Here is a 13309-nt window from a genome sequence, read left to right as displayed (position 1 = left end):
TCCGTCACATTGTCAAATACAAGTAGCCGTCTTTGACGGCTATTTATTTCCACTTTGATGTATGAAATACTTGACATATAGAACGAAATAATATATACTGTATGCGTGGAAGTGAACGCTTTAAGCAGGAGGTGTCATTATGAAATCAAAAAAAGAAAACAAGGATTTTAACAGGGTGCAAGCTGACCTAAAAGCAAATGGGTTCAGAGAAAAAGATGTCATAATTCCGTCTGGAAAGGCAATGGTTTTAGGAATTGTTTACGCACTCCCGTTCGTAATAACTTTGGGCTTATTGTATCGCTTTCTCTTAATTGAAAGAGCGCATTTGTCAGAAGTCGGCGGACTTTCTTTTTACATTATGTTTATAGCCATTATTGCTATCTCAGTTGTAATACATGAGTTGTTGCATGGTATCGGTTGGGCAATTTCAAGCGGTAAAGGCTGGAAGGTGGTTCGGTTTAATATCAACGCAATGATGCCAAGTTGTGCTTGTAAGGTGGCGTTGAAAAAGAAATCGTACTTAACTGGAGTTTTGGCACCTTTTGTAATATTGGGATTAGGCAGCATACTGTTTGTTTTCGTATATCCTGGCACAGTGTCTTTGCTTACTCTAATGGTTAATTTTATTGCCGCAGGAGCTGATTTGCTTATTGCCGTTAATGTATTAAGAGAAGGCAACTGCTTAATTGCCGACCACCCAACAGAAGCCGGTTATATCGCGTTTTACAAGTCAAGTAATGTATGATGTTAAATAGCAAAGCCAGCCGAGCCAGTCAACGGTCAAGATGAACGGCGCGTACCGCGCCGCCGTTGACAGCCCCGCCCGCCTTTGCAGATAGGCAATCAAGGGGCGACAGCAAGGAGTGCTGCCGCCCCGCACTATTATCAGAGAGGGGGAATTTCCATGACCGAAGATGAAGCCTACAAGGTGCATATCCAGTACACCTTTAACGCCTTTTGCAAGGTTGTCATTCGTCACGCCGCCATAGATATAATTTTGAAGCTGCGCCGGAGGTGGGAACGGGAAGTTTCCCTTGACTATCTGATGAATGAGAAGTTTGTCCAGCTTGCCGAGCCGGAGCAGTTTGAAGAATATTTTTTTACTGCCTGCGGGCAGACCGCCGTTCTATACCATGCGGAACTTGCCGCCGCCCTTGCCCTTTTGCCGGAGCAGACACAGGAAGAAATCTTCCGTTACTATTTCCTGCGCCAGCCGCAGCGAGTGATCGGCGTACATATCGGCCGGACACGCAGCACAGCGGGGCGGCATATCCAGCTTGCCTTGCAGCGGCTACGGCGGCTTATGGAGGGAAAAGACTATGAGTAAACTTCTCTCCTATGAAACAATCGTCAAAGCCCATGAGGGCGACCCGGACGCAATCGACACCGTTCTTTCCCACTATGCCGGATATATCCGCTACTTTTCCAAAGTACACGGGCAGGTCAACGCCGAGGTTGAGGAATATGTGAAGCAGAAGCTAATTGCCGCGCTATTCAAATTTCGTTTTGACCGATAAACTTTACAACTGAATACCCGCCGCCCACCGGCGCGGCCAGTGAAAGCAGTAAGTCTGAAAAAGATTTGCTGCTTTTTTTGTTGTCCGGCTGCATTCCCGGCCATTTTGCCCTGTTCGGATTGTAGTAGTAAGTGAAGGGGAAATTTTTCTGCCCCGGCGTTTGGCATTTTTGATTTTTGTCCGTAGTAAGAAGCAAAGAGAAAATAAGCCGTTTTGTTTGGCAAATTTCAAAACGCGGTGGTGTAGGGAGTGAAAGGGAAAATTCTCTGCCCCGCCAGTTGCCAAAACCCTGTTGCCCGGATTACAGAAGCAAAAGAAATTTTGAAAAATCCACGACCAGCGGGTAGCTGGCGGCCTTTGAAATGTATCTTTAGCGGAAAGGAAAAAAGACCGCCCACAGCGGGCCGCAAGCCCTGTTCTGTCCGTTCTATGTACGGAAAAACCCGACAGGGGCAGTCTGCGGCAGTCTTAGAGCAAGTTTCTACCACGGTGCCAAAATCCGCAATTCTGCGGTTTTGCCCCTCGCGGGAAACTTGTTGGGGAGTGCCTTCCCCAAACCCTGCTTTGCGCCCTTGCGGGCGAAAAAACTAAAAACAGTTTTTGTTATTTTCCAAAAAGTTGCCCAATGGGAGAAGTAGAGAGTTTTTTACCCCAAACGCAAAAAAATTTTTGTTATTTCCCGAAAAGTTCAGCAATGAAAGGGGTAGAGAGATTTCTCCGCCCAAAGTAGAAAAAAGTTGCCCAATAGGAGGAGTGAGGGGAAAAATTCTCCGCCCAAAATCCGAAAAAATTCAGCAATAGGAATAGTGAGAGGAGGTTTTCAGCCTATGCCGAAGCGATACAACACACCCCACCGCAGCCGCGTTGTGAAAACCCGGCTGTCCGAAGATGAATACGCCGACTTCACAGCGCGGCTTGCGCCCTATGGTATCAGCCAGTCCGAATTTCTCCGGCAGGCGATACGGCGCACCGCCATACGCCCCATTATCCATGTGTCGGCGGTCAATGACGAACTGCTTTCCGCTGTCGGGAAACTCACAGCCGAGTACGGCAGGATCGGCGGCAACCTCAACCAGATTGCCCGGTATCTGAACGAGTACGGCGTACCCTATAACGCGCTGTCCGGCGAGGTACGCGCCGCCATAGCCGACCTTGCCACCCTCAAGTATGAAGTCCTCAAGAAAGTAGGTGACGCGGTTGGCAACACTCAAGCATATCAACTCTAAAAACGCCGACTACGGAGCTGCCGAACAATACCTGCTTTTTGAGCATGACGAGTTTACCATGAAGCCCGTCCTTGATGAAACCGGCAGGCTTATCCCCCGCGAGGACTACCGGCTGTCCACGCTGAACTGCGGCGGCGAGGATTTTGCCGTTGCCTGTATGCGGGCAAATCTCCGCTATGAGAAAAACCAGCGGCGGGAAGATGTGAAAAGCCACCACTATATCATCAGCTTTGACCCACGGGACGGCCCGGACAACGGCTTGACCGTAGACCGGGCGCAGGCATTGGGCGAGAAGTTTTGCGCTGAGCATTTCCCCGGCCACCAAGCCCTTGTATGCACCCACCCGGACGGCCATAACCACAGCGGCAATATCCATGTGCATATCGTTATCAATTCGCTGCGGATAGAGGAAGTCCCGTTCCTGCCCTACATGGACAGGCCAGCCGACACGAAAGCCGGTTGCAAGCACCGCTGTACTGACGCGGCCTTGCGCTACTTCAAATCCGAAGTCATGGAGATGTGCCACCGGGAGGGGCTTTACCAAATCGACCTCTTGAACGGCAGCAAGAACCGCGTCACAGACCGGGAGTATTGGGCGCAGAAAAAGGGACAGGCCGCGCTGGACAAGCAGAACGCCCCCATGATTGCAGGCGGTATCACGCCCCGGCAGACCAAGTTTGAAACGAACAAGGAGAAGCTGCGGCAGACCATACGCGCCGCGCTGTCTGCGGCGACCTCATTCGAGGACTTTTCCTCTCTGCTGCTGCGGGAGGGCGTGGCCGTCAAGGAGAGCCGGGGGCGGCTATCCTATCTCACGCCGGACAGGACAAAGCCCATTACTGCCCGCAAGCTGGGTGACGATTTTGACCGCGCCGCTGTCCTTGCCGTTTTGGAGCAGAACGCCCAGAGGGGCGTAACAGTTCATTCCGTCCCCCAGCCGCAGACCCATGCCGCCGGAGCCGCAGAAAGGAGCAGAGCCATGAGCGATAACCTGCCCCGCATGGACTACCGCCAGCACCGGCGGGCGCGGCGGCTGGTGCATGAGTGCTGTAACTACGACGGGGGGAACTGCCTGCTGTTAGATGACGGGGAGCCTTGCGTGTGCGTCCAGAGCATTTCCCTTTCTCTCATGTGCCGGTGGTTCCGTGTGGCTGTCCTGCCCCTTGACGGGGAACTGGCCGCAGCCCTTTTGTACCGGGGGAGCCGGAAACGATGTGCGGTCTGCGGCGCGGCATTTGTCCCCAAATCCAACCGGGGGAAATACTGCCCCGACTGCGCCGGACGCATGAAGAAAATCAAAGCCGCCGAGCGAAAGCGGAAACAAAGGCATAAATGTCACGCTTTAGAGCCTTTCAAACCCGCATAAATCAAGGCTTTTTTCGTGGGTGTCAAAGGGTGTGCGATACATTTATCCTTTTCCCCCGGAAACAGCGTTCTAAATGCGTACAAACGCCCCAAATCCACCCCAAGGAGGAACCATGTCAGACAACCGAAAATACTACTACCTCAAGCTGAAAGAGAATTACTTTGACGAGGACGCTATCGTGCTGCTGGAAAGTATGCAGGACGGTATCCTCTATTCCAACATTCTCTTGAAACTGTACTTGAAATCGCTGAAAAACGGCGGAAAGTTGCAGCTTGATGAAAATATCCCCTACACCGCGCAGATGATTGCCACCATTACCCGCCAGCAAGTCGGCACCGTAGAGCGAGCCTTGCAGATTTTTATGAAGCTGGGGCTTGTGGAGCCGCTGCCAAGCGGCGCGCTGTATATGAGCAACATTGAACTGCTTATCGGCCAATCCTCTACCGAGGGGGAGCGGAAACGGCGGGCAAGGCTGGCTTTGCAGGAGCAGAAAGCCTTGCCAAAGGCCGGGGCGGACAAATGTCCACCATATCAAGCGGACATTTGTCCACCAGAGATAGAGATAGAGAAAGAGATAGAGATAGAAAAAGAGAGAGAGCGAGAGTTAGATACGGGACAGCCCGCCCGCGCCGCCTATGGCCGGTATGAAAATGTCTTTCTTTCGCAATCAGAACTGGACGGGCTGAAAGCAGACCTGCCCGACAAATGGAACTACTACATTGACCGGCTATCCTGCCATATCGCGTCCAGCGGCAAGCGATACAAGAGCCATGCCGCCACAATCTACAAATGGGCGCAGGAGGACGCAGCCAAGAAAGCCCCGAAAAAGGGCATACCAGACTACTCATGCAAGGAGGGCGAGAGTTTATGAAGAACGAAATCAACGCTGTTTTGGAGAATATGACGACTGCCACCCCGGAGCCGGAGGACTACACCGGCGAGGACGGTTTACTGTACTGCGGCAAGTGCCACAAGCCGAAAGAAGCCTATTTTGCGCCGGATAAGGCCGCTATCTTCGGGCGCGACCGTCACCCGGCAGAATGTGACTGCCAGAGAGCCGCCCGCGAGGAACGGGAGGCCGCCGAGAAGCGGCGCAGGCACCTTGACACCGTGGAAGAACTGAAACGCCGGGGCTTTACCGACCTCACCATGCGGGACTGGACTTTTGAGAACGACAACGGCAGGAACCCGCAGGCCGGGATTGCCCGCCGGTATGTGGCGCATTGGGAGGATATGCGAGCCGACAATATCGGCTGCCTGTTCTGGGGCGGCGTGGGAACCGGGAAAAGCTACCTTGCGGGCTGTATCGCAAACGCCCTCATGGAGAAAGAAATCCCTGTCCACATGACAAACTTTGCCCTTATCCTCAATGACCTTGCCGCCAGCTTTGAGGGCAGGAACGAGTACATTTCCCGTCTTTGCCGCTATCCGATGCTTATCCTTGACGACTTCGGCATGGAGCGCGGCACCGAGTACGGTTTGGAGCAGGTTTTCAATGTGATTGACAGCCGTTACCGCAGCGGCAAGCCGCTGATCGTCACGACCAACCTCACACTGGACGACCTGCGGAACCCGGAGGACACCGCCCATTCCCGGATTTATGACCGGCTGCTTTCCATGTGCGTCCCGGTACGCTTTACCGGCGACAACTTCCGGCAGGAAACCGCACAGCGGAAAATGGAGAGCATGAAGAAACTGATTACCGACTGAAAGGAGTATTGCCTATGGCAGATAACAAGCAGCACGACACCCGCACCGCCCGCCGCCCCGACTGCGTGACGGAAATCCGCATGGGCAATTCCGTCCTTGTCGTGTCCGGCTATTTCAAGAAAGACACCACGACCACCGCCGCCGACAAAATGGCGCGGGTACTGGAAGCGGAAGCCGCTGCTACACAGGAACCGACCTATCCGGCGTGAGCCAGAATATGGGAAAGCGGTCACGCCGGGGAGCGTAGCCGCTTTTTCCACTGTCACAAAAACCATGTCACTCTCATGGTAATATTCCCCGCATTAAGATTAGAACCAGTTAAGGGGATTTAGGATTTCTAAAAAGAATGTCCAAAATGTATCTTTGAAATTTTCTTTTCGGCGGTGCTTTTTAGAAAACAATGCTCGGATAAAAGCAATCAACAAACATACAGGAAAGTACAAAATGAATACCAACAAGACGATTAGAACAGCGTCAGGCATTATACCACCCTCTTTCACTATGAATACTTTAGGCCATAAACCCAGTATAACACAGAGGTATGAACTTTTCTACTGAAACCGTCGCAACAAGACGCTACACAAAAACCGGCGATTTGACAAGCTGTAAAAATGGCGCGGGTACTGGAAGCGGAAGCCGCTGCTACACAGGAGCCGACCTATCCGGCGTGAACCGGGGAATGGAAAAAGCGGCCATGCCGGGGAGCGTGGCCGCTGGAACTGGAAAAGCTGAAATCAGGACTCTTTTTTCTTTACATCACTAATCCCAAAGAGTGCAAACACCAGAGCCAAAACAATCAGCGAAATCGTATTTGCAGATACAGAGGGCATGAAATAATCGACGATATAAAAGCCGAAAAATGTAGTGATAGTATCTAACAGCACATACATACAGACGGCCATTTCCCTTGTTATTCTGTCAAGGTTAAGCAATGCTTTTGGAAATGCGCCTGCGACTAAATTCATGGGATATGAAACAATCGACGCGATTATGAAATACAGGATAAAGCCGCCGACACTCTCATACTCAAAGCCGAGCAGACGCATGATTGCACTGCTGAATATGGCGATTATGGACAAGACGGCGATGATTAGAACAGCCCCCAAAATGAATATGATTATTTTTTCCCGCTTATTGTTGTTGTTATCCAAGAGTACCTCTCCCTTATGTTTGGATTTTGAAGCTGATATGAGTATATCACAGGAAGATGAACTTTTCTACTGAAACCGGCACAACAAGACGCTACACAAAAATCGTCATTTTGACAAATCATAAAGAAGCAGATTTGACACTTTTGCCGCTATACAACCAGCCCTATTCCGTGGTACAATGGAACCACGGAATAGTGGGGCTGGCTGTCGGAAACGGAGGATTTTATGTTAAGACAAGCCACCCAAAACCTCATTACCGCCCTTTATCCGAGATTGTCCCATGAGGACGAATTGCAAGGCGAGAGTAATTCCATATCGAACCAAAAACGGATACTCGAAACCTTTGCAAAACAGAATGGCTTTACCAACCTGCGCTGGTACACCGACGACGGCTATTCCGGCGCGAACTTCCAAAGACCCGGTTTTCAAGCCATGCTTGCAGACATCGAAGCCGGGAAAGTGGGTACGGTCATCGTCAAGGACATGAGCCGGTTAGGGCGAAACTACTTGCAGGTGGGATTTTACACGGAAATGCTGTTCCCTCAAAAGGGCGTGCGGTTTATCGCTGTCAATGACAATGTGGACAGCGCAAACGGCGGCATGGACAACGATTTTACCCCTCTGCGAAATCTGTTCAACGAATGGCTGGTGAGAGATACGAGCAAGAAAATCAAGGCAGTAAAACGAGCAAAAGGCATGAGCGGCAAGCCCGTTACCAGCAAGCCGGTGTACGGCTACCTCATGGACGAGGACGAGAACTATATCGTTGACGAGGAAACCGCGCCGGTAGTCCGGCAGATATACCAGCTTTGCCTTGCCGGGAACGGCCCGACCAAGATTGCCCGTATGCTGTCGGAGCAGCAAATCCCCACGCCGGGGACGCTGGAATACCGCAGGACGGGCAGCACCCGCCGCTACCACCCCGGCTATGAGTGCAAGTGGGCGACAAATACCGTTGTCCACCTGTTGGAAAACCGGGAGTACACCGGCTGTCTGGTAAACTTCAAGACGGAGAAGCCCTCTTACAAAACCAAGCACAGCGTAGAGAACCCCATCGAGAAGCAGGCCATTTTCCCGAACCACCATGAGCCGATTATCGACACGGAAACATGGGAGCGCGTGCAGGAGTTACGCAAGCAGCGCAAACGCCCGAACCGCTATGACGAGGTGGGGCTGTTCTCCGGTATGCTGTTCTGCGCCGACTGCGGCCATGTGATGTACCAGCAGCGGTATCAGAACAAGAACCGCAAGCAGGACTGTTACATCTGCGGCAGCTACAAGAAGCGCACCCGCGACTGTACGGCACACTTTATCCGCACCGACCTGTTGACCGCCGGTGTCCTCTCCAATCTCCGGCAAGTGACCGAATACGCCGCCAAGCATGAGAGCCGCTTTGTGAAGCTGCTTATCCAGCAGAACGAGATCGGCGGCAAGAGAAAGACCGCCGCAGCCACCAGGCAGCTTGAACAGGTACAGGAGCGTATTGCCGAAGTGAGCCGCATTATCAAGCGGCTGTATGAGGACAATGTGAACGGCAAAATCAGCGACGAGCGTTTCATGGAACTGTCGGCAGACTATGAGCAGGAACAGCGGGAACTGAAAGACCGCGCCGCCGCTTTGCAGGAGGAACTGGACAAGTCGCAGGCCGCCACCGTCAACGCGGAAAAGTTTATGGGTATCGTCCGAAAGCACCTTGCCTTTGAGGAATTGACCCCCACCCTCTTGCGGGAGATGATTGAGAAAATCGTCGTGCATGAGTGCAGCTATGACGAGAACGGCACCCGCAGACAGGACATTGAGATTTATTACAGCTTTGTCGGCAAGATTGACTTGCCAGAATAACCGCCCGACCTATCCGACACAATGCGCAAGTGCCGGATAGGAACGGCAAAATTTTTTACACTTCTATTACTTCTTTATCGCACATCAGTAAATGCGCCGGGAATGAAACATAAGAAACGCTATGAGGATGTCATGGAGCTGCTAGAACATGGCATCAACGTTTATGCGACGGTAAATCTCCAGCATCTGGAGAGCATGAGCGATATTGTGGAGAGCATCACGGGGATTCATGTGCGTGAAACACTTCCCGACTGGGTATTGGACGAGGCGGATGAGGTGGTCGTCGTGGATATCCAGCCTTCTTCCCTGATCAACCGGCTGAAGCGCGGTGCCGTCTATAAACCGGAAAAAGTTCCGGACGCTCTCTCCAATTTTTTTCGCCTAGGGAATCTGAACGCACTGCGTGAGCTGGCGCTGCGTAAGGCGGCAGACCATGTAGATGTGGATCTCAATGAATATAAGCAGCTGCGGCATATCACCGGCAACTGGCACACGACGGAGCGGATCCTGGTCGCCATCACGTCGGAGGAGAGCAGCCAATACCTGATTCGCGTGGCTGCGCGTCTGGACCAGCGGCTAAAAGGGGAGTTTTATGCAGTACATGTCAACTGTACGCATTGGCTGGCTGATAAAGAAACGCCGGATTCCCTTGCCATGCTGGAGAAAAATTTTTCTCTGGCCAAGGAATTTGGCGCGGAATGCGTTACATTGGAGGGCAGGTCGGTATCGGATACGCTTCTGGCCTTTGCCAGGGAAAAACAGATTACAAAGTTTATCATTGGGCATACCCGCCGCAGCCGTTTTGTGCGCCTTTTCCGGGGGTCAACCATCAATAAATTCATCGACCGCTCGGAAAACATTCAGGTCATTGTCACACCCATGAGCGCCTATTAAGCCTGATTTCCGGCAAAGAAAAAATCCTTAAGAATTCGTCTTAAGGATTTTTTAGCCATGTATATTTTTTACCGGATGAAAGATAAAATGAACGTATCCGAAGTGATGAGCAGCGTCTCGGACTGCGTCCCGTCAGCGTAGGTTCGGATGCCATAGGTGCCAACAGCGGTGGAAGCATCAGAAAAAAGGAACTCCAGACGGACCGCCTGGATCATGGGCTGCCGGGTATATGTGCCCTTTGCTGCGGTGCCTTGTGGAGAGAGGATGGCAAAAGTTCCGTTGCCTTCCAGCCGGCATCCCGTGGGGAGGTTTTCGCCCTCTGCCATATGGATCTGGCCATTTTCAATGATGGAGGCCGATTCCAATTCCCAGCCGCCGGTTTCGGGGAGGGCCGCTGGGGCGCATCCCTGCAGAAAGAGGAAAAGGAGGGCCGGAAGTGCCAGGAAAAATATCCGCATTCGTTTTGTCATTTTTTGTTCCTCCGAGAAACTTGTTTTCTGCGGAAAAACCATAGCGCAATGCCGGCAAAAAGACAGAGCAAACTGATGGAAAACAGCAGGATCCATTGCCAGGGCAATCCAGGGGAGGAATCCACGATGAGAATATCCGTTGAGGCGTCGCTTCCGCCAATGATCCCCAGGGAATTCCATTGCATATAACGGATCAGGCAATAGATTCCTGCGGCAAGCCCAATGCTCCCGACGATCAAAAAAAGCCATTGAAGGAATTGGGAGCTGCGGGCCCGGATCGCAGGGGAAGAAGCAGTTTTTGTCCCTATGGTTTCCCGGGAAAGAACAGAGGCGGACGGAGCCGGTTCTTGGGCCTGCAAAAGCTCCGCCAAAGAGATCCCCAGTTCCGCCGCCAGAACAGGGAGGACCTTAATATCGGGAAATCCCCGGCCGGTTTCCCATTTGGAAACCGCCTTGTCCGTCACATGCAGACGTTCTGCCAATTCTTTTTGCGTGAGCCCTTTGGCTTTTCGAGCCCTTGCGATATAGATGCCCAGTGTTTCGTTATCCATAATTCTGCCTTTCACATTTCTCATCCTAATTATGAATCCAAAAGGAAAAAGTTGCAACCTACGGAAGGTAGAGCCGTAAATATCCGCATGACAATAGCATTTTTTAAAAAAAGAGGGAAAAATGGTTGCAGGGGCAAAAGGGATATGCTACAATATCCAAGATAACGCACTTTTGCGGATGTGTTTGGCGTGTGCGGAAACGTGGCCTGAAACGCAATCGAAGCAAAAGGTGGAAAAACAAATAAGAGGAGGACATGTATCATGTCAGTAATTTCGATGAAACAGCTGCTGGAAGCCGGCGTGCACTTCGGGCATCAGACCCGCCGCTGGAACCCCAAAATGAAACGCTTTATCTTCACAGAGCGCAATGGTATTTATATCATTGACCTGCAGAAGACCGTGAAGAAAGTGGAAGAAGCCTATTTCTTCATGCGCGATGTCGCTATGGACGGCAAGCCGATCCTGTTTGTGGGAACCAAAAAGCAGGCCCAGGAATCCATTGAAACCGAAGCGAAGCGCTGCGGGCAGTTTTATGTATCCAACCGTTGGCTGGGCGGCATGCTCACCAACTTCAAGACCATCCGTTCCCGGATCAGCCGCCTCAACTATATTGAAAAGATGGAAGAGACCGGCGACATCAACCTGCTTCCCAAGAAGGAAGTCATCAAGCTGATGCACGAGAAGGAAAAGCTGGAAAAGAACCTGGGCGGTATCCGCAACATGCAGGATACTCCGGGAGCTATGTTCGTTGTCGATCCGAGAAAAGAGCACATTGCCGTTGCTGAAGCACATGCGCTGGGCATTCCGGTTGTGGCAATCGTTGATACCAACTGCGATCCTGACGAGATCGATTATCCCATTCCCGGAAACGACGATGCAATCCGTGCGGTCAAGCTGATTGTCGCCAAGATGGCGGACGCTATTCTGGAAGGCAAACAGGGCGAGCAGATGGAAGACGAAGCGGAGGCAGAGGCGGTTTCGGAAGAAGCGGCGGAAGCGGAAGCTATTGCAGAAATCGCGGATGAAGTGACGGCGGAAATCGCTGCAACCGAGGAAGCGTAAGAGAGAATCAGCGGCGGCAGGCGACGACGCGCCGCCGGAAAAATACAGGAGGAGAATTACGATGGCTATTTCGGCTAGTTTGGTAAAAGAGCTGCGGGAGAGAAGCGGCTGCGGCATGATGGACTGCAAGAAGGTTTTGGTAGAAACTGACGGCGATATTGAAAAGGCGGTAGAGCTGCTGCGGGAAAAGGGCCTGGCAAAAGCTGTTAAGAAATCCGGAAGAATCGCGGCAGAGGGCATTGTTGATTCCTATATTCACCTGGGCGGCCGGATCGGCGTTCTGGTGGAAGTGAACTGTGAGACCGACTTTGTTGCCAAGACGGATGAATTCAAGGCGCTGGTTCGGGATATCGCGATGCAGATTGCCGCTGCGAACCCCAAATATGTTCGGGAAGAGGAAGTTGATCCGGAAGAAATCGCTAAGGAAAGAGAGATCATGCGGGTGAAAGCTATCAATGATGGCAAGCCTGAAAAGATCGTTGACAAGATTGTTGACGGCCAGATCCAGAAATACCTGAAGGAAATCTGCCTGATGGATCAGCCCTTTGTCAAGGATACGGATAAGACAATCTCGGATCTCGTTACTGAAAAGATCGCGACTATTGGAGAGAATATCTCCATCCGCCGCTTTGTCCGCTATGAAATGGGCGAGGGCCTGGAAAAGCGTCAGGATGACTTTGTTGCCGAGGTTATGGCGCAGCAGGGCAAATAAATTTTCAAATAAAGAGAACACGATTCGTGTTCTCTTTTCCTATCACGAAGAGGAGACGTTTCATGGAAGCAAAATATAAACGGGTGATTTTGAAAATCAGCGGCGAGGCTCTGTCCAGCGATAAGGAAAACATCGATTTTGATATCGTCAACACTGTGGCCAAGCAGGTGGTAGAGATCACGGAGCTGGGCGCCTCCGTCGGCATTATCGTAGGCGGCGGAAATATCTGGCGCGGCCGCCGGGGCAAGGGGATGGATCGCATTACGGCCGACCACATGGGAATGCTGGCGACGGTGATCAATTCACTGGCACTGCAGGACGCCCTGGAAAACCTGGGGGCACAGGCGCGGCTGCAGACCGCCATTGAAATGCGGCAGATTGCCGAGCCATATATCCGCCGGCGGGCCATGCGGCATTTGGAAAAAGGGCGGATCGTCATTTTTGCCTGCGGCACGGGGAATCCCTTCTTCACGACGGATACGGCGACGGCGCTTCGGGCGGCGGAAATGGAAGCGGATTTGATTCTGCTGGCCAAGAATGTAGACGGCGTTTATGACAGCGACCCCAAGCTCAATCCTACAGCTATCAAATTCGAGGAGATCGCCTATCTGGATGTGATTTCCAAGGGATTGCAGGCCATGGATACCACATCGGTCACCCTCTGCATGGAAAACAATATCCCCATTCTGGCCTTTGGCCTTTCGGAGAAGGACAGCATCAAACGCGCGGTTTGCGGGGAAAAAATCGGAACAATTATCCATTAAATCGAAAGACGCTTCGCCAGCTGGTGGGGCGTTCTTTTTTTGCC

General features: G+C 51.9%; 16 protein-coding genes. 13 read left to right on the top strand and 3 right to left on the bottom strand.

Translation table 11 applies throughout. The features are described 5' to 3' along the window. Positions 1–139: 139 nt before the first annotated feature. The 8 genes from H8693_RS02140 (at position 140) to H8693_RS02105 (ending at position 6028) form a co-directional block, all read left to right on the top strand. Positions 140–745, top strand: coding sequence for a DUF3267 domain-containing protein (locus H8693_RS02140; protein ID WP_249279601.1), 606 nt, complete (start codon positions 140–142; stop codon positions 743–745). A 159-nt stretch (positions 746–904) separates the two neighbouring features. Beyond that, on the top strand, positions 905–1327 hold the full coding sequence (locus H8693_RS02135) for a sigma-70 RNA polymerase sigma factor region 4 domain-containing protein (protein WP_249279600.1): 423 nt from the start codon (positions 905–907) through the stop codon (positions 1325–1327). Next, complete coding sequence (locus H8693_RS02130) at positions 1320–1517, top strand: helix-turn-helix domain-containing protein (RefSeq protein WP_249279599.1); 198 nt, start codon at positions 1320–1322, stop codon at positions 1515–1517. The genes H8693_RS02135 and H8693_RS02130 overlap by 8 nt, the downstream gene beginning before the upstream one ends. A gap of 827 nt (positions 1518–2344) precedes the next feature. Next, positions 2345–2743, top strand: coding sequence for a plasmid mobilization protein (locus H8693_RS02125; protein ID WP_249279598.1), 399 nt, complete (start codon positions 2345–2347; stop codon positions 2741–2743). Further along, complete coding sequence (locus H8693_RS02120; RefSeq protein WP_407926334.1) at positions 2715–4109, top strand: cysteine-rich VLP protein; 1395 nt, start codon at positions 2715–2717, stop codon at positions 4107–4109. The genes H8693_RS02125 and H8693_RS02120 overlap by 29 nt, the downstream gene beginning before the upstream one ends. A 112-nt stretch (positions 4110–4221) precedes the next feature. Continuing rightward, the gene (locus H8693_RS02115) at positions 4222–4980 is read left to right on the top strand and encodes a phage replisome organizer N-terminal domain-containing protein (RefSeq protein ID WP_249279597.1); all 759 of its coding nucleotides are present in this window, start codon (positions 4222–4224) and stop codon (positions 4978–4980) included. Continuing rightward, on the top strand, positions 4977–5819 hold the full coding sequence (locus H8693_RS02110) for an ATP-binding protein (RefSeq protein WP_249279596.1): 843 nt from the start codon (positions 4977–4979) through the stop codon (positions 5817–5819). The genes H8693_RS02115 and H8693_RS02110 overlap by 4 nt, the downstream gene beginning before the upstream one ends. 14 nt (positions 5820–5833) lie before the next feature. Then, entirely contained in the window at positions 5834–6028 is a 195-nt protein-coding gene (locus tag H8693_RS02105) for a transposon-encoded TnpW family protein (RefSeq protein WP_079697851.1), read from the top strand. A 525-nt stretch (positions 6029–6553) separates the two neighbouring features. Here the strand turns inward: H8693_RS02105 and H8693_RS02100 are convergent. Next, positions 6554–6970: a regulatory YrvL family protein gene (locus H8693_RS02100; RefSeq protein WP_089701074.1), complete on the bottom strand. Its 417-nt coding sequence runs from the start codon at positions 6968–6970 to the stop codon at positions 6554–6556. 225 nt (positions 6971–7195) lie between these two features. Here H8693_RS02100 and H8693_RS02095 point away from each other — a divergent pair, with 225 nt between their 5' ends. Together H8693_RS02095 and H8693_RS02090 are read left to right on the top strand one after the other, a co-directional pair. After that, positions 7196–8812: a recombinase family protein gene (locus H8693_RS02095; RefSeq protein ID WP_249279595.1), complete on the top strand. Its 1617-nt coding sequence runs from the start codon at positions 7196–7198 to the stop codon at positions 8810–8812. A gap of 102 nt (positions 8813–8914) precedes the next feature. Further along, a complete protein-coding gene (locus H8693_RS02090) occupies positions 8915–9706 on the top strand; it encodes a universal stress protein (RefSeq protein ID WP_249279594.1) in 792 nt (263 codons plus the stop codon). 68 nt (positions 9707–9774) lie between these two features. Here H8693_RS02090 and H8693_RS02085 read toward each other — a convergent pair whose 3' ends face one another. Further along, the gene (locus H8693_RS02085) at positions 9775–10176 is read right to left on the bottom strand and encodes a hypothetical protein (protein WP_249279593.1); all 402 of its coding nucleotides are present in this window, start codon (positions 10174–10176) and stop codon (positions 9775–9777) included. Then, on the bottom strand, positions 10173–10742 hold the full coding sequence (locus H8693_RS02080; protein ID WP_249279592.1) for a helix-turn-helix domain-containing protein: 570 nt from the start codon (positions 10740–10742) through the stop codon (positions 10173–10175). The genes H8693_RS02085 and H8693_RS02080 overlap by 4 nt, the downstream gene beginning before the upstream one ends. 246 nt (positions 10743–10988) lie before the next feature. Between H8693_RS02080 and rpsB the strand changes: the two genes are divergently transcribed. The 3 genes from rpsB (at position 10989) to pyrH (ending at position 13265) form a co-directional block, all read left to right on the top strand. Further along, positions 10989–11789, top strand: a complete 801-nt coding sequence (rpsB, locus tag H8693_RS02075; protein WP_249279591.1) for a 30S ribosomal protein S2 — start codon at positions 10989–10991, stop codon at positions 11787–11789. 61 nt (positions 11790–11850) lie between these two features. Then, positions 11851–12501, top strand: coding sequence for a translation elongation factor Ts (tsf, locus tag H8693_RS02070; protein ID WP_249279590.1), 651 nt, complete (start codon positions 11851–11853; stop codon positions 12499–12501). A 62-nt stretch (positions 12502–12563) separates the two neighbouring features. Then, entirely contained in the window at positions 12564–13265 is a 702-nt protein-coding gene (gene pyrH, locus H8693_RS02065) for a UMP kinase (RefSeq protein WP_249279589.1), read from the top strand. Positions 13266–13309 lie beyond the last annotated feature (44 nt).

This window comes from Guopingia tenuis (genome assembly GCF_014384805.1).
GTDB classification, from domain to species: domain Bacteria; phylum Bacillota; class Clostridia; order Christensenellales; family Christensenellaceae; genus Guopingia; species Guopingia tenuis.
Note: the sequence above shows the minus strand (reverse complement) of the source record. Positions and strands in the feature narration are given on the sequence as shown.